Consider the following 23,645-nt stretch of genomic DNA (forward strand, 5'->3'; position numbering starts at 1 on the left):
AGGTAGCGACTTGTTGCGCTACCTTTTATAAATTCTAACCCGCCTAAAATAAGTAATACGAACTTTAAGCCAGTTTAGAAATAAGAGTGAGCAAATTTAATTATGCTTTCTTAAGATCTTTAGCTGGGTAAGTTAGCGTTTTCTCGCCTGCTTTTACGTGTGTGTAAAAACCGCCACTGCTTAAACCTGTAACAACCATTTCGCCAAGATCGATACCTTTAGTCGCTACTACTACGTCACCGATTGAAAACATATTGAATACCTTGTTTATTTAGATTAAGACACTAAGTCGTTGCGCGGTATTTAATATGATATTAGGCAAACCACCTAATCGAATTTTTTATCGTAAAGATTAATTTTTATTTGGCGTGAACTCTAAGTTTCCATATTGAAAAAAACACAATATTTCCCAAAAACAGATGCGCTATTCTTGTTAAATACGTTAAGATTTTCTAGCATCAATTGCGGAGGTTTACTTCGCCTCATTGGAGATAAATGATGAAGAAAGGCCTAAAAATGCGTGCACTAGAACGCTCTGATTTGCGCTTTATTCACGAACTAAATAACAACCGAAATATCATGGCCTACTGGTTCGAAGAGCCCTATGAATCTTATGATGAGCTCGAAGAACTGTACCGAAAACATATACATGATGACGCAGAAAGACGCTTTGTGGTTGAAGATGAAGACGGCATAGTGATTGGATTGGTCGAACTTATTGAGATCAACTACATTCACCGAAGCGCTGAGTTTCAGATAATCATCGCCCCAGAGCATCAAGGACGAGGTTATGCGACAGAGATGATTAATCGTGCATTGGATTACTCCTTCTCGATTCTTAATCTACGTAAAATATACTTATTGGTCGCAGTGGATAATGAAGTCGCTATTCATTTATATAAGAAATGTGGTTTTATTGAAGAAGGCCATTTAGTAGAAGAATACTTTATTAACGGAGCCTATAGCGATGTTAAGCGCATGTATATATTAAAACACCAATATCAGAAAAAGATCGAAGAAAAGAACGCGATTCACTAATTTATTCCATCAAAGTAAAAACGCAGCCATCGTTGCTGCGTTTTCAATTTATTCAAATTGATATTGGTAAGATAATGCGACGCGCCTATCTGCCTCATCTAAATAGGTGTTGTTGTCCATGACAAACGTCATTACGTTAAACGAGTGACGTTTATTCACGAGATAACCAAGGCCGATACCACCAAAGAAGCCTTTGTAGTTCTCTCCTTCACTGTTTTCTGAGCCGTAAGTGCCTGCTGCGAAGCTGATTAACGTCAGTTCTTTGGTAAACGATTTCAGCGCAAATGCACCAACGTAACCGCTGCTGCCTGAAGAGCTCATCATATTGAAGCCATTCTCTGCACTTGGAGTGCCCGTAAAGTTAGGCTCGCTACAGTTGCTGCCTGCTGCACCGTCACAAACAGGAACATCACCAGTGTTGTACGTATAGCCTGCCATTGGGAAAATTTGGAAGCCTGCTGGCTCAATCCCGAAATAACTTAGCGGCATAAAGGTACCAACGCTGTAGTTGGTTTGATCCGCGCCGTTTACGTATTCATTTTTACCGAAGTTGAAGTTCACGATACCGACCGGAAACAACCACGAGCCACCAATACGCCACTCGCTCGCATCATCATTGATACGCAGGTTAATTTTGCGCGCTTGGTCAAGCGCAAGTGAGCCCGAGAATGAGATGTTTTGATCATCAAAATCGTAGTTGTTTGCGTACGACGCGCCAAATTTCGTAATGACTTTTGTTGGGTCATCCGCCAACTTGTTTTTATTGTCTTTTACTCGGTGCTCGGCACCATGAGCCAGCGTACTGACCAACAAAGTCGTACACACTAACGCTAGTTTATTTTTCATTTTTAGTCCTTTGAGATGTTGAATACCCGCACTTAGCCGCGCAGATACTTTTTAAATCATCACTCACTGGGTGTGACAGAAGCGCCCTAACTACCTTAGATAGCGTGACAGTATCCAGTGCAGGTAGTTAGGGTAGAATGGCCTGTAAGGAAGGCGTTTTAGCGATTAGGAATGATTAGTTTTTCCAGTTGTAGCTCATGCTCATGAAGTACAGAGCAGGCTCATCAAAGCCAGCTTGTAAGCTTGGCGTTTCTGACGATTCCATCAAGATCGCTTCAAACGCGAAACCAATTGAGTTTTCTGAATCCAATGTGTAATCAATGCCTGTACCAATGCGGTACGCCTTGCCAGTAGGAACGGTAATATCACCGTTTGATTGGCTCTCATACATGCTGGTATCGAATGCAAAACCTGCATTCCACATCATTTTTTCATTCAGTTTGTACTGAGTACCCAATGCGATTTGGTAAGTGTCTTGTGTCTCTACGTTCAGCGTGGTTGTGTATTCGCTCCAGTCTTGCCAGTTCACGTTCCACATCACCGCTAGGTCATCATTCAATTCGTGGTAAGCACTGAAGATAAGTTGTTGTGGAGCAATGGAGTTGCTGTTGTCGAATTCAAATTCGGTTTCAGAAGAGTAAGACAGACCAAGACGCGTGCCTGGTGTTGCCTCATAAAGCACACCTACTCGGCCATTAACCTGAGTATTTTGGTCTTCGTCTAAGTATTTTTTATGCACGCCAGAGCTAGCCAACGTCCCTTCTACTTCATACATACCGTACTGAATACCAAGCCCCGCACCCACAGACCAGTGATCATTGATGCGGTAAGAAGCGGAAGGTTGAATGGTCAAGGCTTGCGTCGTTGCTGTAGGAATATCTAAATGATTATCCAAAAGACCTTCGTACTCGAGGCCAAGACCGTAGTTGCCATATAAACCAATACCCAGCGTCCATTTGTCGTTCACTTGTTGGCTGTAAAATGCCGACGCCATAGGAACAAAACCAATCACGTTGCCAGCATCGCCAGTCATCGTGTCTAGTTGCGCGTCACCGTAAAGGCCAATCAGGTTACCAGAGAAAGATTTACCAGAAACATTCGCCAGACCAGCCGGGTTTGCAGCCATTACTGAGGCATCTTGCGCACGAGCCGCCATACCAGCGGATGCCAAACCAATATCCGATGCTGTAGTTTCGTAAAGGTATAACCCACCCGCTTGCGCAGCAGCACACGTCAGTAGAGAGCTCGCTACGACGATTTTTGAAAGATTTTTCATGCTAAAACCTATTATTGTTAGGGGAACCCACGCTGCGACGGTGGTTGTATATCAATGAAAGGCATTGGCCAATCGCACACAGCGTGGGGGTGTTGTGGAGTCAGTTGAAATCAGCGTTATTGCTCGCTCACCTCAAGTTCAGTGGGTTTCTTTCGCTTAAACTTCTCGCGCAGAGATTGCATCATCACGAAGAACACTGGCGTCAGTAACGTGCCTACAAACGTAGAGAGAATCATGCCGCCGAATACTGCAAAGCCCAGTGAATGACGAGATGCCGCACCAGCACCCGATGCAATCACCAACGGGAATACCCCCCAGATGAAGGCGAATGCGGTCATCTGTACTGCACGGAAACGGATTCGAGCAGCTTCTTTGGCAGCATCAATGATGGATAAGCCCTTTTCTTCTCGCAGAACTTTGGCAAATTCCACGATAAGAATCGCCACTTTGGCGGACATACCGATCAAGATGACCACACCAATCTGCACGTACAAATCGAACGGTTGTCCCACCAGTAATAACGTCCCCATTGCGCCGAGAATCGCGACTGGAACCGCCATCATTACTGCAGCAGGAATGGTCCAACTTTCGTACTGAGCCACCAAGAACAAGTAGGTGAACAGCAAAGACAATGCGAACGCGATTGGTGCCATGTTGCCTGCTTTCATCTCTTGGTAAGTCATGCCTGACCACTCGTACGAGTAACCACTTGGCAAAGATTCCGCAGCCAGTTTTTCAATGGCTTTTACAACATCACCCGAGCTGTAACCTGGCGCTGGCGCACCGTTCACGGTTGCAGAACTGAACATGTTGTAGTTCGATAAGGTATCAGGGCCGAAGATCGGCTTCACTTTCACTAACGTTGCCAGTGACACCATTTTTCCAGAGCTTGAGCGAACAAACAGATGGTCGATGTCGTCGATGTTGTCACGATATTGCTCTTCTGCTTGCACTTTCACTTGGTACGAACGACCAAACAAGTTGAAGTCAGAAATGTAGGCGCCGCCCAACTGTGCTTGCAGTGTGCTGAAGATTTCATTCAACGGTACGCCCATCGAAATCGCTTTATCGCGGTCAATATCAATGTAACGTTGCGGAATGTTCGCACGGAAAATCGAGAAAGCACGCGCCACTTCAGGCAGTTGATTGATTTGGGCAACAAAATCAGCGGTTGTTTTTGCCAACTCTTGTGGAGAGCGGCCCAAGTTGTCTTGCAGCACAAGGTTGAAACCATCTACCGCACCCATGCCTTTGATTGCCGGCGTCGCGAAAACAAACGAAGCGGCATCTGGCGTTGAGTTCAGCATTTGGTTAACTTTGTTCATCAACGCACGTTGGTGTAGCTCAGGGTCTTTACGTTTGCTCCAGTTATCCAGTTTGATGATCAACATGCCCGAGTTTGGAATCGACGCCATGTTAATTACCGAGAAGCCCGCAACCGAAACCACGTTCTCCACACCTTCCATCTGTTTTAGCTCATCAACGTACTTCTTCATTAATGGTGCAGTACGCTGCAATGCTGCTGCGTCTGGCAAACGCATTTCGACCATGAACACGCCTTTATCTTCGTTCGGTACGAAAGAAGAAGGTACGGTCATGAACGCAAACGCCAGCACCGCAATAAGCGCGCCATAAACACCGATACTCACCACAATGCGGCGGCTCAAGAAGCCAACTAAACCTTGGTATTTGCGCGTTATTGCTTCAAAACCTCGGTTAAACGCACGCAAAGGCGCAATAGGTTGTGAGTGAGTTGATTTCAACATCAACGCACAAAGCGCTGGCGTTAACGTTAATGCGTTGATCGCAGAGATCAGCACCGATACACAGATGGTGACCGCGAACTGGTTGAACATTCGACCAGAAATACCCGGCAATAGCGCAACCGGTACGAATACCGCCAACAAAATAAGCGTTGTTGCCAATACTGGCCCCGTCACTTCTTTCATAGCTTGGATAGTGGCCGGAATCGGGTCTAAATGCTCTTCATGGATAACCCGTTCCACGTTCTCTACCACGATGATCGCATCGTCCACCACGATACCGATGGCGAGGATCAAGCCAAACAACGAGATCGTGTTAATGGTCATGCCCATCACGCCCATGATTGCGAACGTCGCAATGATGGAAACCGGAATCGCTAAGGTTGGAATGATGGTCGCTCGCCAGTTCTGCAAGAAAACGTACACAACGAAGGTGACAAGAAGTACCGCAATCACCAGCGTCTCATACACTTCATCAATCGACGTCTCTACGTATTCGGTAGAGTCATACGCGATGTCGTAGACCAAATCATCTGGGAACGATTTCTCGTACTCTTTCATAGCCTCTTTCACGCGTTCCATCACGTCTAGCGCGTTCGCTGTCGGCAACTGGTACAAGGCCAGAACGGCGGCTGGTTCGTTATTCATACGACCATCAGCTTCGTAGCCTTGTGCGCCAACTTCGACACGAGCCACATCTTTCAAGCGAATCAAAGAACCTTTCTTGCTCGCACGGATGATGATGTTCTCGAACTCTTCCGCAGAAGTAAGGCGGCCTTTGGTTTGCAAAACATATTGATATTGCTGGTCACCCGGAGCTGGCATACCACCGATCTTACCCGCCGCCACTTGGATGTTTTGCGTTTTAATTGCGCCGATAACATCGCTAGCAGAAAGCTTCAAGGTGGCCAATTTATTTGGGTTCAACCAAATACGCATTGAGTAGTCTTTCTTACCCAGCAGCGTAATGTCACTCATACCTTCGATACGTTTTAGACGCTCAACGATATTGAGATCCGCGTAGTTAGAAAGGTAGATACTGTCGTAAGACTGTTTCGGGGAACGCAGTGTGATAACGCCCAGCATGTCGGAAGATTTCTTCTTAACCGTCACACCGATTTGGTTTACTTCTTGTGGTAGAGACGACGTCGCCTGTGCCACCAAGTTGTTCACACGAACCTGCGCCATATCGCCATCTGCGCCCACTCGGAAGTAAATACGCAATGTGTATGAGCCATCGTTACCAATCACAGAAGACATGTAAATCATGTCTTCAACGCCGTTGACTTTGGCTTCTATCGGTTGTGCTACCGTCTTTTTAACCACGTCCGCGTTTGCACCCGGATACATGGTGCTCACCGTAATTACCGTTGGAGAGATTTGAGGATACTCAGAAATTGGCAAGACTTTCAGGGCGATCATACCCATCAATGTCATCGCCAGTGAGATCACCAAAGCAAACTTCGGCCGGTGAATGAAAAATTTACTTAACATCAGTACTCACTCAGCCTTGTTCACTCTGTAGTTCAACGTCTTTCACCGTTGCACCCGGACGCACTTTTTGAAGACCATTGACGATGACTTTTTCGTTAGCCGCCAAACCAGTCAACACAGCACGTTTCACACCGTAGGTCTGACCGAGTTCAACGTTACGACGAGACACCACGTGATCATCACCAACCACCATGACGTAGTCACCCGCTTGGTCTTGTTGAACAGCCGCCGATGGGATAAGCAAACCATCAATGGTTTTGTTGCGCAGCTTGATGGTCAAGTTGCCATATTCACCCGGCATAAGCGCGTAAGTTGGGTTATCGAATTGTGCTTCTGCTCGAATTGAGCCTGTTTCTAAATCGATCTTGTTGCCAACGGCGTAGATCTTGCCATCAAGCGGATACAATGAACCGTCTGAAAGCGTCAGTGTTAAATCAACATCCAGTTTGTCATCGTTACGATGAGCCACATCAATGGCACTTCTTACGCGGCGGTAGAGCTTCTCATCCACATCAAAGCCAAAGCGAATTGGGTCGATTTGAGTGATCGAAACAAGAGGAACGAGTTGAATTTTCGAAATACGGTCACCCACTCGGAAGTTGCTGAAACCCACGCGGCCAGAGAAAGGAGCACGCACAGAGCTAAATTCAAGATCGAGCCTTGCTGAAACCAGCGTCGCTTTCGCCTCTTCTACCGAGGCAATCGCTGCGGCGTGCGCAGCAATGGCGTCATCGTATTGCTGCTCACTGATGCTTTTATCTTTGATGAGTTTCTTCACACGTTCTGCATCACGCGTAGTTTGAACGAGTTGTGCTTTTGCTTTTTGCAACGACGCTTTTGCATACGCCAGTGCCGCTTTGTAAGGACGGTCGTCGATTTCAAACAGCAATTGGCCTTTTTCGACCATATCGCCATCTTTAAAATGAATCGCGGTTAATTCGCCACCGACTCGAGGCATAATATCAACGTCATTTACCGCTTCAGTTCGACCGATAAAAGTATGATAAGGAGTGATTTTTGTTTCGGTTAGGGTAACGGTTTCAACAGAGGGTGCTTGGGCAGTTTTCGTTGCGATATCGCCAGTTTTGCATCCTGATAGTAATGCAGAAGATATAGCAATAGATACCAACGCAAATTTATATTTGGCTTTCATGATAAACCTACTTTATGTAGAAAGTGCCCTAGCCTAAATATTTAAATATATGGATAAACACACTTTCTATCCTGGAAATAAATGAGGGAGTTAGAATTGGTAGTTAAATTCGATACGGTGATCACCATCACCGAAATTAACGTGCTCATTCCAGTTTGCAAAGTAACGAATATTTGCGCGAGGATTAATTTGATAAGACAACGCAAACTCATGAGTTAAGATATTATCTTCACCCGCGTAATAAGTATCTTTATATTGACTAGACCCTGACAATGTATGCATATACATTGGGTTGTAGTTAATCCAGATTTTATCGGTTAATTCAATTTTTGAGTACATACCGACAACGGTGAAAGTACCTGGAATTTCGTAACCTTTGTCATCACCACTAAAATCATTAGCAATAGTGACACCCGCCCCAGCTAAAGGAAATAGCTGCAACATACCAAACTTAGGTAGACCCTGAATAAAGCTATAAGATGCATCTAATTTATCGTTATCAACATCGTAGTTTACATCTAATTGACGGCCTAGACCTTTTGCAACTTCTACTTGGAAATTACGTAGTCGGAAAGAGTCAATGCTGTCATCAACATTGGCATACATTGGATCGTCATTGTCGCGAATGCCAAATAGCTCACCACCAATGCCTTTCATTTCGATGATGTTCATCGCCATGGTGCCAGGCTGGCTAGATTGGTAAGTTTGACCGATTTTGATGTTCGCGCCTTTGTCAGTAATACCAAAGCCCGCTTGGGTGTAAACCGCAAGTGGGTCAGACATATCTTGTAGTTCTTCGTCATTATTTGTCTGAGCATAAGCAGAAGACGCGAGTTGAAGGGCTGCTGCCATGATAACAACAGACGGTTTCACTAAATTCATAAAACTGTATCCATTTTAATGATTATAAAATTATTCACGTCATGAGGTCATCATAAATAGCAAGCAACACAACTCGCTTTGGATAATATAAATTATCAAAGCAAATTTAATAATGACGAAACATTAGACGTTTTAATTAAAATAAAATAAAGCGTCGTAAAAGTTCAATCACTGCTACTTATATCTTATATAACTTGAAATTTGGTAAGCTTTACGAAGAAGGGAATATTAAAACTTATGAAAATTCAATTATCATTAGAACAAATGATTAATTAAATTTACCATATAAATAAGGAGTGCAATGGTGTTAGGTGATCGCGATCAAGTTTTATTTGTATCGTATATTACTCTTCAGGTAAAGAAGATAGATGTAATAAATTGCAAATACCTTAATTTAATTAGCCTTGCGGTCAATTTAGAATAGTTACTCCACAATAAATTAAAAGGAAATCACACTCTGTGATTCCCTTTTATTTTCGAGTGCAAAAGCACCAATGCATTTCGTTAACTAAAAACGCAAACGATTCGCACTATTGCAGTTTCTCTATCCCCATATTGAACAGTGCAAAGCTATAAATATCTGCATTTGTCTCAATTATTTTACGAGTTGGTGTGCCAGCACCATGCCCTGCATTGGTTTCGATGCGAATCAAGGTCGGATTTGAACCCGCCTGTTTTGACTGCAACTCAGCAGCAAATTTGTAAGAGTGAGCAGGAACAACACGATCATCATGATCACCCGTTGTAATCAATGTTGCTGGGTATTCCACCCCCGCCTTTACATTGTGCACTGGCGAATAATCTTTCAGATATTGGAACATCTCTTTACTTTGCTCTGCCGTACCGTAGTCATACGCCCAACCAGCACCTGCGGTAAAAGTATGATAACGCAGCATGTCCAGTACGCCGACTGCTGGCAGCGCCACTTTAAACAACTCTGGACGTTGCGTCATAACAGCCCCCACTAACAAGCCACCATTCGATCCACCGTTAATGGCTAACTTGTTTGATGACGTTACCTTTTCATCAATTAGAAATTCAGCCGCCGCAATAAAGTCATCAAACACATTTTGCTTTTGCATTTGAATGCCAGCGTTGTGCCACTCTTTACCATACTCCCCACCGCCACGAATGTTCGCTACCGCGTAAACACCACCAAGCTCAAGCCAAGCTGCACGTGTCGGGCTAAAAGATGGTGTGAGGCTAATGTTGAAACCACCATAACCATATAGGATGGTTGGTGCACTGCCGTCCATCGGTGTCCCTTTTTTATAGGTGATGATCATCGGCACTTTTGTTCCGTCTTTTGAGGTGTAAAACACTTGGCGAGATTCATACAAAGTAGGGTCAAATGGCGCTTTAGATTTGTAGTACACCTCGCTATCACCATCTTTGATGTTCAGACGATACGTAGTGCTTGGCATCTTGTAGTTGGTGAAAGAATAGTAGACTTCGGTTTCTTCTTTTTTACCCGAGAAACCGTATGCGCTGCCAATATCAGGCAATTTGATTTCTCGGATGAGTTTGCCGTTCATGTCGTATTGCTTCACCATCGAGATCGCATCAACAATATAACTCGCAAACAAATTGCCACCCGCGGTAGAAACGCGTAACACATTCTTTGTTTCAGGAATCAAATCTTTCCAGTTTTTGGGCTGCGGCTGACTCGCATCCACCGTCACGACGCGTTTGTTCGGCGCATTAAGGTTCGTAACCAAGTACAGTTTCGTGCCTTGGTTGTCTATCACCCAAGTATCAGAGCTGGTGTTATCTAAAATGGTTTTAAGCGGGCTGTTTGGCTTACTCAGATCTTTAAAGAACAGTTTGTTACCCGATGTCGATACGCTGGCTGAGATAAACAAGTAGCGTTCATCATCCGACGTATAACCGCCAACATAACGGTATTTCTCTTCCTCAAACCCGCCGAAAATCAGCTGGTCTTCACTTTGTTTTGTTCCAAGGGTATGAAAGTAGAGCTTGTGTTGATCCGTCTTCGCGGAAAGTTCACTCCCCTTTGGCTTGTCATAACTTGAGTAATAGAAGCCTTGATTGCCGAGCCAACTGATGCCGCTGAACTTAATATCCACCAGCGTTTCGCCGACGGGCTTTTTGGTTTCTGTCTCTAGAACTATGACTTTGCGCCAATCGCTACCGCCTTCCGAAATGCTGTATGCGACCAAAGAACCGTCTCGTGAAAAGCTCACTCCCGCTAACGATGTGGTGCCATCTTCACTAAAAGTATTTGGATCGAGGAAAATTTCTGCTTCACCATCACCTAGCTGCCGATAAAGCACATCTTGGTTTTGTAGCCCGTCATTTTTGTAGAAATAAGTGAACTTACCCTCTTTGAACGGTTGACTTTGTTTTTCGTAATCCATGAGCTTAGTAATGCGCTCTTCAATCTGCTTGCGGTAAGGGATTTTCGACAGATAATCAAACGTCACTGCATTTTGTGCCTTCACCCATTCTGCGGTTTCTGGGCTGAGATCGTCTTCCAACCAGCGATAAGGATCACTCACTTTTGTACCAAAGTAGTCATCGACAACATCCACTTTTTGTGTGGTTGGGTACGTGACGGCTTTCGGATTTACCTGTTCAACCGACGACTGCGCCGCTTCATTTGCATGCGCCACAGACAACACACTTCCGAGTGCGAGAGCCGTTGCTAATGCTAGGGTGTTCTTTTTCATGAAATTCCTTTTTATTTTTCTGTTGTCTTTTTGTGCAATACATCAGAACTCTACTATATATCGACAAAATGAATCTAATTTCATTAAACGAGTTGTGAAAGCCATCCTAACTCCCTCATTTCCTGCGAATTCTACATATCGGTAAGTGGAAGTGTAGAGCTTAGGAACAACGCTGAAGAGCTACGATGGCGTTTACTCTCTTTCGTTTAATTCAGTTCGATTTGACGCAAAACCCCACACTCAGAAGCGAAATCTTGGTCGTGACTAATCAGAACAAATCCACCTTTGTATGCATTTAACGCCTGACTAAGCATTATTTTTGAATCGAGATCGAGATGGTTATCTGGTTCATCAAGCAGCAGCAAAGGCTGGGAGTGTTGATGGCTGACAATCAGCATTGTGAGCTTCATCTTCTCGCCACCGCTTAGTACGCATCCCAACCGAAACACAGCGTCTCGACGAAAACCGATCCCGGCCAATAAGGTCCTCGCTTCACTTTCCGTCATCTCTTGGCAGCTCTCCATTACGTTTTCAAGTAACGAAAGATTTGGATTCACTGCGCCAAAATGTTGGTCGAGATAATACAAAGGCGTATTCACTTGCAGCTCACCACTCTGCAACGACAGCTCGCCAAGCAACGTCTTTAACAAGGTTGACTTTCCGCATCCATTTTTCCCTTTGAGATGGACTTTGTCGTTCGCAAAAATCTGCAAAGTGATAGGAGTAGAATCCCCAAAAGGCAATATACCTTCTTGTATCGACAACACTTTTCGCGAACGGTTCGGATTATCTGCAAGATAAAGCTTTTGCGCTTTGAGCTGCTCATGTCGCGATTGCAACGCCCGCTCTTTGGCTTGTAAATGCACTTGTCTGAGTTGCTCATTCTTATTGCGATTTGAGGCGCTGGCGGTCGCGCTATCCTTTTTGCCATCAAGCAAAATTTTGGGCTGACTGTCGTCTTTGCGCAGTTTGTTCCCTTGCGCGGCGCGTTGGTCTGCTTTTTCGCGATTTTTCTGGGCTTGCTCAGCTAACCGTTTTTTCTGTTTATCGACCTGCGCTAACTGCCTTTCGACCGATTGCAGCTCAGTGCGTTTTTGCTCGGCATACACATCGTAATTTCCACCAAAAACTTGTAAGCCTAAGCCCGATAGTTCCCAAATTTCCTCCATTGATCGCAACAGCTCACGATCGTGACTGATGAGTAAAATCGCGCCGCCGAAATGCGTCATAGACTCTATCAGCCATTGTTTCGCCTCGGTATCGAGGTGATTGGATGGCTCATCGAGAATCAAAAGCTCCGTTTCGTTTTCAAACAACTGCCATAACTGCAAACGCGCCAACTGACCACCACTGAGCCGAGCACAAGAGAAATCAGGGTCTTGCGGCAATCCCATCGCAGCAAGCTGCTGTTTGAGTTTCAGTTCAATATCCCACTGTTCGCCAACCAGTTCGAACAAATGCTCAGAAACATCACCTTGTTCAATCTGCTTTAAAGCATGCAAGACCGAGTCAGTTCCCAGAAACTGGGCGATCGATTGCTGACCTGAAAGCAAATCAGACGGCTGCTGGCGATACATCATGAAAGAAGAGGGAAAAGTCACTACACCGCTGGAAGGCTGAGTTTCTCCCGCCAAAATGGAAGCCAAAAGTGACTTACCGATGCCATTGCGCCCAACCAAACCAACACGTCGTTTAGTCATGGAACAAGAAATAGACTGGAATAGCGTATCGCCATTATCAAACTGATGGCTAACATTAAAAGCTTGTAAAACTGGCATAATTTGCCTCCTGTATGACAGGGACAACAGCCGTAGCTATGATTTGAGATTGCAACAAAACGCGTGCACAAACGCATTAAGCGCTATGTAAAGCTCGACGATAAACGTCAAATCAAAAAGTCGTCTTGTTGCAAAGAAATATCGGAAAGTGAGCTACGCCTACTAACCCTGCAGATCCAAAAAATAAGTAAAAATATGGATAACAGGTTTAGTTCTTCATGTTGGCGTAATCTCCTAGAGAAATGATTTGCGAAGTTTAGCGGGTTTTCTGACTAAAAAGCAAGCAGCATTATTTATCAAAACTTTGAACGATTTCGAGATCTTATCTACACAAATTTTGCCCAAGCCATACTATGCTTACAGTAAAGCTAATCCACATAAGGGCGTGGTAATGAAATACAAACATATCCTTGTTGCACTCGAACTGTCCGATGAGAGCACTGTTCTGATCGACAGAGCCGTAGCGATGGCTAACTATCTCGACTCCGATATTTCATTCATCCATATTGATGGAACTCACGGGGAAATTTATCGTGAGCTCGTAGACATTAAAGAGAACCCAGACCAAAGGCCGCTGAATGAGCACTCTATGGAATGTTTGAGAACATTCAGTGAGTACATGGATTATCCACTCAAACACTTCTTCGTGGGTACTGGTGATTTAGCCGATAAGCTCGAAATTACCATCAAAGAGCAAGAAGTGGACTTGCTGATTTGTGGCCATCACCAAGATTTCTGGAGCAAAATCATTTCCTACTCAAGACATCTTATCAACAAGTCACCAGTCGATATTTTAGTCGTTCCTATTCATGATTAATTAGAATTTGACGCTTGCCAAAACCACCAACTTATTTGGTGGTTTTTTATTGATATTGAAACAGCTTAAGCACTTTTCCAAGCTAGCTTGACGGCCATTTATGAGTTACATTTTCTAACCAACCTGCGCTCCTACTGGGCATGGTTATTTAGATAGCAAGGATCCTTATGGCGAATAAAAAAGTATTAATTCTCTTTGCTCATCCTTCCCAGCATCGTTCAGAAGTGAATACTCCACTTTTCAAAGAAGCTCAAAAAATTGAAGGCGTGACATGTGTTGATCTCTATGGTGAATACCCTCGTTTCGATATCAATATCGACCGTGAACAACAACGCTTGCGTTAGCATGATGTAGTGGTTTTTCAATTCCCACTATATTGGTATTCAACCCCAGCAATTTTAAAAGAGTGGCAAGATCTGGTTTTGGAGTATGGCTTTGCTTACGGCACTGAAGGAACCGAACTACAAGGTAAAACCATGCTGTGCGTGCTTTCGGCCGGCGGCAAAGAAGAAGCCTATAAAGCCGAAGGCTACAACCATTTTACGATTCGGGAACTGCTCGCTCCTATCGAGCAAATGTCAGCGCTCACGGGTATGCACTACATTGCGCCTCTTGCTTTGTTCGGCGCACGTACAGCCGAAGAGGAAGGCCGAATTCCCCGTCATGTCGAACGATACAAAAGCCTGCTAACAGCATTAGTCGAAGATAGACTGGATGTTGAAGCAGCTGCGTCATTAATCAAACTCAACAGCGCACTTCCGAAGCTCATCAAGGAGGCTTCATGACAGGGATATTCTTACAAGCCTTCGTGTATTTGATTGCCGCTGTGATTGCGGTACCACTTGCCAAGCGTTTAGGGCTCGGTTCCGTTTTAGGTTACCTCATCGCTGGTGTGGTAATTGGTCCAATTATCGGTTTAGTCGGTGAGGAAACAACGACAATTCAGCACTTTGCCGAATTTGGCGTGGTGATGATGCTATTCCTAGTGGGGTTAGAGCTAGAGCCTAAAATGCTCTGGTCAATGCGAAATCGTTTAATGGGCTTAGGCGGTCTTCAAGTTGGCGGTACCATCGCGGCGATTATGGGTATTGCCCTGTACTTTGAGCAGCCTTGGACCATTGCCTTAGCCATCGGCTTGATTTTCGCCCTTTCTTCTACCGCGATTGTTTTGCAAACTTTTAGCGAAAAAGGGTTAACGAAGACAGAAGGCGGACAAAACGCGTTCTCTGTTTTGCTTTTCCAAGATATCGCTGTTATCCCGATGTTGGCCTTTATTCCATTGCTGGCCCTGCCGGAGTTAGTCGAACAAGCACAAAATGCTGTTCAAACGGCTGCGCAGCATCATGACGATTTAAACCTCGTGGCCGATTTACCGGGCTGGGCGTACGGAATAGTCATCACAGCATCGATAGCGATTGTTGTCGTTGGTGGTCACTTTTTAAGTCGACCTCTGTTGAGCTATGTTGCTAGCTCTGGGCTGCGTGAGATTTTTACCGCCACCGCATTGATGCTGGTGATCGGCATCGCAGCACTGATGAGTTTGGTTGGCTTATCTCCTGCATTAGGAACTTTCTTGGCTGGCGTTGTATTGGCGAACAGCGAATTTCGCCACGAGTTAGAGTCCAATATCGAACCATTTAAAGGGTTGTTGCTGGGTCTGTTCTTCATCACCGTCGGAGCTGGGATCAATTTCTCAGTTCTATTTGGTGACTTCTGGTTGATCATGGCACTGACCATTGGCGTGATGGTATTGAAAGCCTTGGTGCTATTTATTCTCGCGCTGATATTTAGAGTGAAAGGCAGCAACCGCTGGCTGTTTACCTTAAGCTTGGCTCAAGCGGGTGAATTTGGTTTTGTGTTGCTAAGCTTCTCTGTGCAAAACCACGTCATTCCGTTTGAACTCTCGCAAACTCTTGCGCTGGTTGTTGCTATCTCAATGTTCTTAACGCCAGGCTTGTTCATTCTATTTGACAAATTAATACTGCCGCGTTTTGAAACTCAATCAAACGAAAGAGAAAGCGATACGATTGAAGAAAAAGGCACAGTAATCATCGCTGGTATCGGCCGTTTTGGTCAGATTGTTAACCGCTTGCTTGTTTCTAATGGTGTAACAACAGTGGTGCTCGATCACCAAGCCAACCAAGTCGATAACATGCGCCAGATTGGCACTCGCGCTTATTTTGGCGATGCGACTCGACCAGATATGCTGCACACTGCAGGCATCGAGCATGCGGCTGCGTTGGTCGTCGCAATTGATAACCAAGAATCGAGTGTGGAACTGGTGAAGTACGTCAAACACACGTACCCCAAAGTAACGGTGATCGCACGCGCCTTTGACCGTGGTCACGGCTATCTTTTGCGTCAAGCTGGGGCTGATATTATTGAATCGGAAACCTACCATTCCGCATTGGAGATGGGCGGTCACACGATGAAAGCACTTGGTATTCATCCCTTCTTTGTTGAGCAGCAAAAAGCGACATACAAGCGTGTTGAAGCGCGCAAGTCCGAGATACTCTACAAAGCTTGGGAAGATGATTCTGAAGGCGAACGTTATGACAACAATTTCCGACAACTGTTTATTCAGTTAGAGGAAAAAATGGCGGAAGAGATGCAAAAAGATCGCCATGACAAACTCTCGCGCTCAGAACGTGGTTGGACGCCACCGCCGAAAGGTTACGCCGATGACTTCAATGAAGATAACGTTCAAGAACTAACACCGCCGAGAGAAGAGCCGCTCTGACGGTAACTTGCTCAATATTAAAAACCTCCCGTTTGGGAGGTTTTTCTTTTTCAGTACCGAGTCACATGCCGTGCAGGATAAAATGATCTTCTCACGAGATTACATAAGATCATTCATTAAAATCTCATACTCTTCGTTTGCTTCTTCCACTAAGTGAGAAAGCTCTAACGCATCAGTAACTGCAAGATTGAACTGCCACTGAGTTGTGTCTTCTTTACCACAGATTCGAGTTTCACACCCACGGCTCTCAAAAGACAAATCATCAAACTCTGTGGTATGGCGCTCTTGAAGTTCTACAATCTCAACTTCTAATTTACCGACAGGGTTAACTTTAACGTGAGCATGTAAATCTGAACTGTTAGACAAACAATAATCTCTATGAACCGCAATCATGGCCGCCTCCTTGGTCTGCCAACTGACAACTCACCCATGAGTGTAGACGAGGGAGTTTGAACGTGGGGTGAAATAATAATGAAGATTGATCTGTCTCATTGGAGTAGACAATTATTGTTGTGCTGGTATGAGCCGGTATGAATCTCATCTGATTTAAATCGTTCCTAGATCACAAGAGTTGGCATTTACCGAGACTTTCCCTATTATCGAAACAAATTTACTGTAGTCATTCTTTAGAGGTCAGTATGGAGCTTGAAGCCGTCGCTAAAGCACTAAAAGAGTTAGGTCATCCTACTCGTTTAAGTATTTACAAAGAAGTTGTCAAAGCGGGATACAAAGGTATCGCGGTAGGCGGCGTACAAGAAAAGCTTGTCATTCCTGCATCCACTCTCTCTCATCATATTTCTAGTCTAGCCTCAGCCGGGCTTCTCACCCAACGTCGTGAGGGGCGAACCCTTTTTTGCGTTGCAGAGTACCAATGTTTAGATGATGTGATCGGCTTTTTAAAGGCTGAATGTTGCGTTAATGAGTGCTCATAACCTCATAGCAGAGGCGAAAGACTTCGGTTTTACATTAGACTTTACCCGTTCTTGAATGACCGCCGATAAATATAAACACCGAGCTCGCTAAGCTCGGTGTTTTATTTTTTAGTTTTCGACGAGCAACATTGAGGCTTTAGGTGGCACAGTTAACTTACCGTCAGATGGAACGTCCTGATCCGTCATCAAATCCACCCAGTTGCCATCCATTTTCAATGTCAAAGACTGCTGACGCTGCGATTTATTAAGCACGACAATGCCTTTGCTCCCTCGCTTAAGTACCAGCATATCATCGTTACCTTCAAGAACACTCATCGACTCGCCATGCGTCATATTATGGAATTGGATCATTTTCGCCATTCGCGGATCGTTCCATGCGCCTTGCCATCTTGGTTTGCCATTTTTATCTGTAATACCGCTAGTGTTTAAGTCGGTATAAACCAATGGCACACCACCATCGCGGCCTAGAATGTAGGCATAAGCTAACCATTCGTTTTCCTCATCCATGATCAGATCAAGAAAAACGTCATTGTTAGGAATGTCATGCGTGACAACAAATGTAATGGCGCGACCAGGCGAAAGGGCCTGACCGAAACAGTATGGGTCAATCAACGACTTGAAACTGCCCTTTTTAGCAAACGCCTTAAAAATGGTTGAGAACAACGGGAAATCGTAAGCGCCTAAGCGAGTTTTCTGCAAATACGGCTCAAGAAACAACTGATACTCTTCTTCTGTCGCACCGCCATCGGTAATAATTTCGCCAAATATATGCACATCGCGTGTAATGTCGTCTGTCCAAACACGTTTAAGGTGCTCTAGCGTCATGTGTTTCGCGGCATCAATACGAAAACCTTTCACACCAATGGCTTTCAGTGCTTTTAGGTAAGCGCGTTGCTGCTCAACGACATGGTCACAAACACGGAGGGTTGGCAAGCCAGGATCGGTTGGGCCACCTGTTATGCGTCCATTTTGTACCTGCCATTTATCTTTCCAGTCTTTAATACCGAACGCTTCAACAAAGTCCTCTTCATCAAAAAGCGGTTGAGATAAGTCGCCAAATAACTTTAGCGACTGATATTTCTGTTTGTTTTGTTGGTATTCCTCCAAGACCTCTTGCCTTGGGTATTGGAGGTCTCGGCGAAGGTGGGCCTCATTTGCCATATGGTTAAACACCACGTCAGCGTAAACCCACACGCCAACTTGCTCCAGTTCACGAACCATACGGATAAAGTCTTTGGTATCACCCAACGCATTGTCGATGACACGGTAATCTTGAGGTTGATAGCGCTGCCACCAGCGATCATCGTGGGCGCTTTTCATTGGTGGCGAAACCAACACGGAGCCGTAACCTAGCTCGTGGATTTCTTTTGCTCGTTGGGCAATGTCAGCATACTTCCAATCAAACGCATGTAAGATAACATTCGCACCGAATGATTGTATTTCCTGTGAGCCACTCATGTTGTTCTCCTACTCGTTTTCACTCACGATTACTTGTTTGCATTTTTTTGTGAGTAAATTCAATAGTCAAAATTATAAGAGCTATTCATCAGACGCCCTCACCCTTTTCGCCCTAACTCAAGGCTGAAAATGAAGGCGTAGTGACTCCTCCATTGCACAAGTAGAAACGGTTCTGGACGTAAACGAGTAGATGACATTCAAGCACATCGCACATAAAACAAACTAAGTCATTGTTTTGTATTGCAAAAAATCGCATTCAAAATATATAAAAGAAAATGCCCGGGTACGCCCTAAAGGAGGCCAAAGACTAAAAACAGCCAAACCACTCTATTGAGTAACTAATTTTTAATAAAGTGAAACTGGCAGGTGGATCACGTTTGGCGCGTACTCAAAATAGCCCCCTTCTGCGTATCCCACCTTAAAACATGGAAGATTACCGTTTGTATCTATCCCGAAATGACTTCAAAATGCGGAACTTAGCTTATGCCTATTGGTATGAATTACCTTGGAGGGTAATCATGAATATCAAAGAGTTTTCTAGCCTCGTCGGCTTGTCTGCTCATACACTTCGATACTATGAAAAAATTGGCTTACTTAAACATGTCCATAGAAACGCGAGTGGGCATCGAGTGTATAGTGCGAAAGATCTAAGCTGGATTAGCTTCGTAAAGCGATTAAAAGAAACTGCAATGCCGCTTGAAGAGATTCTGGAATATGCAAAATTAAGGGAAGTCGGCTCAGAATCTGTACGACAACGCCAAGCCTTGCTAGAGCAACACCAAGAAAACCTCAAGCTCCACATTTAACAGCAGCAAAAGCACTTAACGGCTCTAGAAGAAAAAATTGCCTTGTATAAAAGCGGAAAAGTTCGTTGACTTAGAGTTAACTCTAACGATTAAGGTATGTTTGCATTTATTCACTAGGAACATATCGATGGAACAATCACGCTTTAACAAAGGATTAGAACTACTCTCTCACATTGATGGCGACGCTGGTCACAATGTCATCGAAAGCTTACAAGATATTTGCCCAGATTTAGCTCAGTACACCATTGAGTACCCGTTTGGCGATATTTATGCTCGCCCAGGCTTAGACCTAAAATCGAGAGAAATCGCAACCGTCGCCGCGCTAACGGCAATGGGGAATTGTTCGCCACAACTGAAAGTACATCTCAATGCAGCACTGAATGTAGGCTGCAGCGAGGCTGAAATTAAAGAAGTCATCTTACAGATGTCCGTCTACGCAGGGTTTCCAGCGGCATTAAACGGCATGTTTGCCTTCAAAGAAGTGCTGGCGGAAAGAGCAGAGTAATCACGACGTTGAAATCAATTTAAAGGCAATTAAAAACGGCCCTTGGGGATCGGGCCGTGATTTAAACAACGAGTGAATTAGCGCTCAGGGGTTTCAAGCAGTTTAACCGCGCAATCTACCGCGTTGTTAATGCCTTGACTACTCTCCAACTTGCCTGAACTTGCAGGACCAAGGGCACAAGAATACAAAGCCAGCTGCTTATCGAACGGCAGATCCAACTGTTCATATAGATTTTGTCGGATTCTTGCATGTTGTTCTGGTTCTTGGTTAGCAAGGCTAATCAACGTTTCATAAATAAGCGTTTTCATGTCTTTCCCTTTTCACTTTATTGCACGGGGTGCATATATATTGTATCCGTTTGGGAAGCACAAATCAGAAGCTAGGTCACAGAACGCGTCGCTAAAAAAGTTTATGTGCGCGGTAAATTGTAATACAAACCTAAAGCCGTTTAGAAAAAGAGCAAAGGATAACTCGATAAATCAGCCGATTAACTAGCATTCGCCGCTGTTTGATCACAATAGCGTCCGATACAAACAAAAACGCCGCTCTATGAGCGACGTTTTTATCTCAATTTCAGCTAATCGAGCATGTTTTAGTTGAAGTGCACTAACATTTCAACGTCATCACCTTGTTCTGGTGCTTGAAGAGAGAAGTGCACATAGCCCGCTTCAGTAACAGGAATCGCAAGGTATTCGTTGCTACCTGCATAGTTGGACACGTACTCGTGTTGCTCAACCGTAGGCCAATGCTCTCTGCTGGCATATAGATCGACATTACCAGTTTGAGAGTGGGCCGTTAGCCACACACGAACCTCTTCAACACCTTCAGGTACATACACTGCCGCATAACGCTGCTTGTGAACTGTCAGCATTTTTGCTTCACCAGACTCTAATACCACTGGTGCCAAATCGTCTTGCACTTGTGTTGGCGGTGTTTGCGCTTCAACGTCTAAAGCAGCCACAAGATTCACAGAGTCATAGCTATCACGGCCAGTTAAACTGATGTAATAACGACCTGCTTTCACGTAACCATCCTGCTCTGGCTCAAATACAATCTCTTCATTGCTGCCATCGCCATACTGGCTCATTTCAAAGTCGTAGTAATGCGCAACTTTGTTGTAGCTCATGTAAAGATCCGCATCCCCCGCACCTTCAATAGATACATTAAAGCGCACGGTGTTGGCTGGTACGTCAACGTAGAACAGTTTTTCGCTGTACGCTTCGCCACTGAGTTGAAGGCTTTGGTTCGCCGTCAATTCGGTCACTTGTGCTTCAGGGTCTGTTGGTTCTGTTGGCTCTTCTGGGTCAGTACCTGGTTGCTCTGGCTCCACTTCTAACGTATCCAACCAGCGTTCAAACTCTGCGTCATATTGTTGACCTAATGTCGTCACCTGTTGCGCCCACTGTTCAAACTGACCAGTGCGCGACAACGCCAACAAGCTTTCTACGTCTTGCGGATGATTTTCCAGCATGAATCGAACGGCCAAGTAACCCCAACGATAGATACGATTAGTATCGTGAGAGTATGTGGTATCAAACACAGTTGAAAGGCTCAATTTACCGCCTGCAATCAGTTCGATCGCCGCTTGGTAGCCTTGTTTGTAATGCATGTATTCAGCAAAACCTTCCAGCCACCACACGATATGACCGTGGGCTAAGTTATCACTGAATGAGCCGTACTGGTTAAATCGCGCGTCCAAATAGTGCGTGTACTCATGCTCTAGATTCAAGATCGATAAATCTTCGCCATTCGCATAGCGATAAGCCACGAAACGGGCGGTATTGTCCGCTTTTGATGGATTCCCTTCAAGGTACTGACCTCCGTTGTCCGTTGTATTACCAAACAGGAACGAAGAATAATCAACGTAGCTGTCGTTACTAGCAAACACCGCCACCTCAACACGATCATTCAAGTCATCAGCGACAGGTTGATTGCCCGTATTCGCCACTTGATGGAAGTCGGCTTCTTTCGCAGCCAGTACTTCACACGCTTTCACAGCTTGAGCATCGGTTAGATCTTCAGAGCGAATGATAGCAGGTCCCTGACACTCAAAACGATTTGGCATCACGCGCGCTGCTAGATCTTGCTTCGCTTGATCTAGGTCCAGACCGTTTAAACCTTCAGGTGCGTAGTAGCTCATCATCTCTACGGCAGCAAGCCACAGTTTGTCATGCTCACTGCCCAATGGGTAACGCTGCATCACTTGTTGCATCACAGCCAAGGCTTTGCGTTTGGTCTCCTGATCTGGGCTCGCAAGCAAACGACCAGTTTCACGTAATGCATTGAAAACAATAAAGCTCGCATCCGTATCCAATGCCCAAGCGTTATCAGATGCGAATCTCGCTAATGTATCAATATGGTGAGTATTGTTTGCCATGTAGCGGTAGAACTCATCGTTTGCTACGTGACCTGCCATAGAACGGAACAGGTTGTTTAAACCATCGACCCATTGCGTGTCCTGCGCGGTTTTACGGTTAAAGTGCATCAACGCGGCCATCATGCTATCCATGGTCAGCGGCAACTGCTTCACGTTATCAACCATCAAAGTCAAGCTCTTCATTGCGCCAACTTGTTCACGGCCTTGATCCAAAGCATGAGGGTTGTTAAGGAATAGGTTCGTCGACTGAGCAAAACGCTGACTCAACGCTTCTGAAAACTCAGGTGTACCTGTGCCAGCATTGTAACGAACGTAGTATGCAGCACGAATAAACTCGCCCAGATTTTCTAGAACACGAGCTTGCTCTGCTTCTCCACGATAGCGGGCAATTTCTTGATCCAACGCGACTTGGATACGGCTTAAGCTCGCTTCGCTGTAAATATCGTTCAGCGTTGCGGAAGGAGCTGAAAACCAAGCGTGGTAGCAATCATACTCAGCACCAGAAACGGCAGCAGCCAAGTCTCTCGATTGTTGTAAATCAGCAACAGCGCACTGGTTTTGTGCAAAAGAGAAGCTAGACACACTCGCTAGCATACAAGCAAGCGCCAAACGATGGCGCGGGAAAAAACGGATATGAGACATAACAACACTCATTGATTATTAACATACATTGAGTGGGGGTTTATATTCTTTACAGCTCAAACAGTGAAATCAGTGTCATAAAATTTATGAAATCGCTCCCAAAAATAGGCTTTTTACTCTAAATTTATGGGATCAATCCCAACCCAAGATTTCTCACAATTATCAATAAAAACATTAATTTACCTTTTTCTAAATAACGACTTTATGAGGAAAATTGCCCTTAAACGCCCCCCTTAACTCTTCCAGATAGAGTTCACGACAATCAAAGGTTCTAAATTAAATTTTGATGCTTGATACCATCTATTTTTATTTGTGACTCATTCCCAATAAGTCATCGAGTGCATATCAAAAGGTTGGCATTAATGGTAAATTCTCCGCCAAATCAAACACATTTACTCCTCGAGTCATTGATGAGTGAATAAAGCAGATATTTGGCTAGGGATAATAC

At 44.7% G+C, this 23,645-nt stretch carries 17 protein-coding genes and 2 pseudogenes; 7 read left to right on the top strand and 12 right to left on the bottom strand.

Annotated features, from left to right (window positions below):
* Nucleotides 1–100 precede the first annotated feature (100 nt).
* Nucleotides 101–253 carry a hypothetical protein gene (locus NDJ01_RS16015; RefSeq protein ID WP_005375418.1) on the bottom strand — a complete coding sequence of 51 codons (153 nt, stop codon included), beginning with the start codon at nucleotides 251–253 and terminating at the stop codon, nucleotides 101–103.
* 245 nt (nucleotides 254–498) lie between these two features.
* On the opposite strand from NDJ01_RS16015, the gene speG reads away from it, so the two are divergent.
* Nucleotides 499–1,038, top strand: coding sequence for a spermidine N1-acetyltransferase (gene speG / locus NDJ01_RS16020; RefSeq protein WP_041853120.1), 540 nt, complete (start codon nucleotides 499–501; stop codon nucleotides 1,036–1,038).
* A gap of 48 nt (nucleotides 1,039–1,086) precedes the next feature.
* On the opposite strand, the gene NDJ01_RS16025 is transcribed toward speG, so the two are convergent.
* From NDJ01_RS16025 to NDJ01_RS16055, 7 genes are all read right to left on the bottom strand, one after another.
* Complete coding sequence (locus tag NDJ01_RS16025; protein WP_046873738.1) at nucleotides 1,087–1,884, bottom strand: hypothetical protein; 798 nt, start codon at nucleotides 1,882–1,884, stop codon at nucleotides 1,087–1,089.
* Between the two features lie 175 nt (nucleotides 1,885–2,059).
* Complete coding sequence (locus NDJ01_RS16030) at nucleotides 2,060–3,160, bottom strand: OmpP1/FadL family transporter (RefSeq protein ID WP_182032986.1); 1,101 nt, start codon at nucleotides 3,158–3,160, stop codon at nucleotides 2,060–2,062.
* 116 nt (nucleotides 3,161–3,276) lie between these two features.
* Nucleotides 3,277–6,417 carry an efflux RND transporter permease subunit VmeQ gene (gene vmeQ / locus NDJ01_RS16035; protein ID WP_258586973.1) on the bottom strand — a complete coding sequence of 1,047 codons (3,141 nt, stop codon included), beginning with the start codon at nucleotides 6,415–6,417 and terminating at the stop codon, nucleotides 3,277–3,279.
* Nucleotides 6,418–6,427: 10 nt separating this feature from the next.
* Nucleotides 6,428–7,570, bottom strand: a complete 1,143-nt coding sequence (gene vmeP, locus NDJ01_RS16040; protein WP_005391278.1) for an efflux RND transporter periplasmic adaptor subunit VmeP — start codon at nucleotides 7,568–7,570, stop codon at nucleotides 6,428–6,430.
* A gap of 90 nt (nucleotides 7,571–7,660) precedes the next feature.
* Nucleotides 7,661–8,452, bottom strand: a complete 792-nt coding sequence (locus NDJ01_RS16045; RefSeq protein WP_005479226.1) for a hypothetical protein — start codon at nucleotides 8,450–8,452, stop codon at nucleotides 7,661–7,663.
* A gap of 530 nt (nucleotides 8,453–8,982) precedes the next feature.
* Nucleotides 8,983–11,142 carry a prolyl oligopeptidase family protein gene (locus NDJ01_RS16050; protein ID WP_258586974.1) on the bottom strand — a complete coding sequence of 720 codons (2,160 nt, stop codon included), beginning with the start codon at nucleotides 11,140–11,142 and terminating at the stop codon, nucleotides 8,983–8,985.
* A gap of 206 nt (nucleotides 11,143–11,348) precedes the next feature.
* The gene (locus NDJ01_RS16055) at nucleotides 11,349–12,920 is read right to left on the bottom strand and encodes an ATP-binding cassette domain-containing protein (protein ID WP_258586975.1); all 1,572 of its coding nucleotides are present in this window, start codon (nucleotides 12,918–12,920) and stop codon (nucleotides 11,349–11,351) included.
* Between the two features lie 391 nt (nucleotides 12,921–13,311).
* On the opposite strand from NDJ01_RS16055, the gene NDJ01_RS16060 reads away from it, so the two are divergent.
* From NDJ01_RS16060 to NDJ01_RS16070, 3 genes and pseudogenes are all read left to right on the top strand, one after another.
* On the top strand, nucleotides 13,312–13,737 hold the full coding sequence (locus tag NDJ01_RS16060; protein WP_005392539.1) for a universal stress protein: 426 nt from the start codon (nucleotides 13,312–13,314) through the stop codon (nucleotides 13,735–13,737).
* Nucleotides 13,738–13,904: 167 nt separating this feature from the next.
* Nucleotides 13,905–14,522, top strand: a pseudogene (locus tag NDJ01_RS16065) (NAD(P)H-dependent oxidoreductase).
* Nucleotides 14,519–16,477 carry a monovalent cation:proton antiporter-2 (CPA2) family protein gene (locus NDJ01_RS16070; RefSeq protein WP_065645746.1) on the top strand — a complete coding sequence of 653 codons (1,959 nt, stop codon included), beginning with the start codon at nucleotides 14,519–14,521 and terminating at the stop codon, nucleotides 16,475–16,477. Before NDJ01_RS16065 ends, NDJ01_RS16070 begins: the two are co-directional and overlap by 4 nt.
* 99 nt (nucleotides 16,478–16,576) lie before the next feature.
* Here NDJ01_RS16070 and NDJ01_RS16075 read toward each other — a convergent pair whose 3' ends face one another.
* Nucleotides 16,577–16,870: a hypothetical protein gene (locus NDJ01_RS16075; RefSeq protein WP_012842444.1), complete on the bottom strand. Its 294-nt coding sequence runs from the start codon at nucleotides 16,868–16,870 to the stop codon at nucleotides 16,577–16,579.
* A gap of 245 nt (nucleotides 16,871–17,115) precedes the next feature.
* Here NDJ01_RS16075 and NDJ01_RS16080 point away from each other — a divergent pair, with 245 nt between their 5' ends.
* The gene (locus NDJ01_RS16080) at nucleotides 17,116–17,409 is read left to right on the top strand and encodes a helix-turn-helix transcriptional regulator (RefSeq protein WP_139060427.1); all 294 of its coding nucleotides are present in this window, start codon (nucleotides 17,116–17,118) and stop codon (nucleotides 17,407–17,409) included.
* Nucleotides 17,410–17,517: 108 nt separating this feature from the next.
* On the opposite strand, the gene NDJ01_RS16085 is transcribed toward NDJ01_RS16080, so the two are convergent.
* On the bottom strand, nucleotides 17,518–18,867 hold the full coding sequence (locus NDJ01_RS16085; RefSeq protein ID WP_139060426.1) for an alpha-amylase family protein: 1,350 nt from the start codon (nucleotides 18,865–18,867) through the stop codon (nucleotides 17,518–17,520).
* A 518-nt stretch (nucleotides 18,868–19,385) separates the two neighbouring features.
* Between NDJ01_RS16085 and NDJ01_RS16090 the strand changes: the two are divergent.
* Together NDJ01_RS16090 and NDJ01_RS16095 are read left to right on the top strand one after the other, a co-directional pair.
* Nucleotides 19,386–19,742: pseudogene (locus NDJ01_RS16090) on the top strand (MerR family transcriptional regulator).
* Between the two features lie 58 nt (nucleotides 19,743–19,800).
* On the top strand, nucleotides 19,801–20,178 hold the full coding sequence (locus NDJ01_RS16095) for a carboxymuconolactone decarboxylase family protein (RefSeq protein ID WP_053809605.1): 378 nt from the start codon (nucleotides 19,801–19,803) through the stop codon (nucleotides 20,176–20,178).
* Nucleotides 20,179–20,255: 77 nt separating this feature from the next.
* On the opposite strand, the gene NDJ01_RS16100 is transcribed toward NDJ01_RS16095, so the two are convergent.
* Both NDJ01_RS16100 and NDJ01_RS16105 read right to left on the bottom strand, forming a co-directional pair.
* Nucleotides 20,256–20,486, bottom strand: coding sequence for a PAS factor family protein (locus NDJ01_RS16100; protein ID WP_005375384.1), 231 nt, complete (start codon nucleotides 20,484–20,486; stop codon nucleotides 20,256–20,258).
* A gap of 284 nt (nucleotides 20,487–20,770) precedes the next feature.
* Nucleotides 20,771–23,197: a M9 family metallopeptidase gene (locus NDJ01_RS16105; RefSeq protein WP_139060424.1), complete on the bottom strand. Its 2,427-nt coding sequence runs from the start codon at nucleotides 23,195–23,197 to the stop codon at nucleotides 20,771–20,773.
* Nucleotides 23,198–23,645: the final 448 nt, after the last annotated feature.

The organism is Vibrio sp. HS-50-1 (assembly GCF_024747315.1).
In the GTDB taxonomy this organism is placed as follows: Bacteria; Pseudomonadota; Gammaproteobacteria; order Enterobacterales; family Vibrionaceae; genus Vibrio; species Vibrio diabolicus.

What these genes read in the sequence shown, in the direction of transcription:
- NDJ01_RS16015 (WP_005375418.1), bottom strand. Translation starts at nt 253, where the DNA reads ATGTTTTCAATCGGTGACGTAGTAGTAGCGACTAAAGGTATCGATCTT.
- speG (WP_041853120.1), top strand. Translation starts at nt 499, where the DNA reads ATGAAGAAAGGCCTAAAAATGCGTGCACTAGAACGCTCTGATTTGCGC.
- NDJ01_RS16025 (WP_046873738.1), bottom strand. Translation starts at nt 1,884, where the DNA reads ATGAAAAATAAACTAGCGTTAGTGTGTACGACTTTGTTGGTCAGTACG.
- NDJ01_RS16030 (WP_182032986.1), bottom strand. Translation starts at nt 3,160, where the DNA reads ATGAAAAATCTTTCAAAAATCGTCGTAGCGAGCTCTCTACTGACGTGT.
- vmeQ (WP_258586973.1), bottom strand. Translation starts at nt 6,417, where the DNA reads ATGTTAAGTAAATTTTTCATTCACCGGCCGAAGTTTGCTTTGGTGATC.
- vmeP (WP_005391278.1), bottom strand. Translation starts at nt 7,570, where the DNA reads ATGAAAGCCAAATATAAATTTGCGTTGGTATCTATTGCTATATCTTCT.
- NDJ01_RS16045 (WP_005479226.1), bottom strand. Translation starts at nt 8,452, where the DNA reads ATGAATTTAGTGAAACCGTCTGTTGTTATCATGGCAGCAGCCCTTCAA.
- NDJ01_RS16050 (WP_258586974.1), bottom strand. Translation starts at nt 11,142, where the DNA reads ATGAAAAAGAACACCCTAGCATTAGCAACGGCTCTCGCACTCGGAAGT.
- NDJ01_RS16055 (WP_258586975.1), bottom strand. Translation starts at nt 12,920, where the DNA reads ATGCCAGTTTTACAAGCTTTTAATGTTAGCCATCAGTTTGATAATGGC.
- NDJ01_RS16060 (WP_005392539.1), top strand. Translation starts at nt 13,312, where the DNA reads ATGAAATACAAACATATCCTTGTTGCACTCGAACTGTCCGATGAGAGC.
- NDJ01_RS16070 (WP_065645746.1), top strand. Translation starts at nt 14,519, where the DNA reads ATGACAGGGATATTCTTACAAGCCTTCGTGTATTTGATTGCCGCTGTG.
- NDJ01_RS16075 (WP_012842444.1), bottom strand. Translation starts at nt 16,870, where the DNA reads ATGATTGCGGTTCATAGAGATTATTGTTTGTCTAACAGTTCAGATTTA.
- NDJ01_RS16080 (WP_139060427.1), top strand. Translation starts at nt 17,116, where the DNA reads ATGGAGCTTGAAGCCGTCGCTAAAGCACTAAAAGAGTTAGGTCATCCT.
- NDJ01_RS16085 (WP_139060426.1), bottom strand. Translation starts at nt 18,867, where the DNA reads ATGAGTGGCTCACAGGAAATACAATCATTCGGTGCGAATGTTATCTTA.
- NDJ01_RS16095 (WP_053809605.1), top strand. Translation starts at nt 19,801, where the DNA reads ATGGAACAATCACGCTTTAACAAAGGATTAGAACTACTCTCTCACATT.
- NDJ01_RS16100 (WP_005375384.1), bottom strand. Translation starts at nt 20,486, where the DNA reads ATGAAAACGCTTATTTATGAAACGTTGATTAGCCTTGCTAACCAAGAA.
- NDJ01_RS16105 (WP_139060424.1), bottom strand. Translation starts at nt 23,197, where the DNA reads ATGTCTCATATCCGTTTTTTCCCGCGCCATCGTTTGGCGCTTGCTTGT.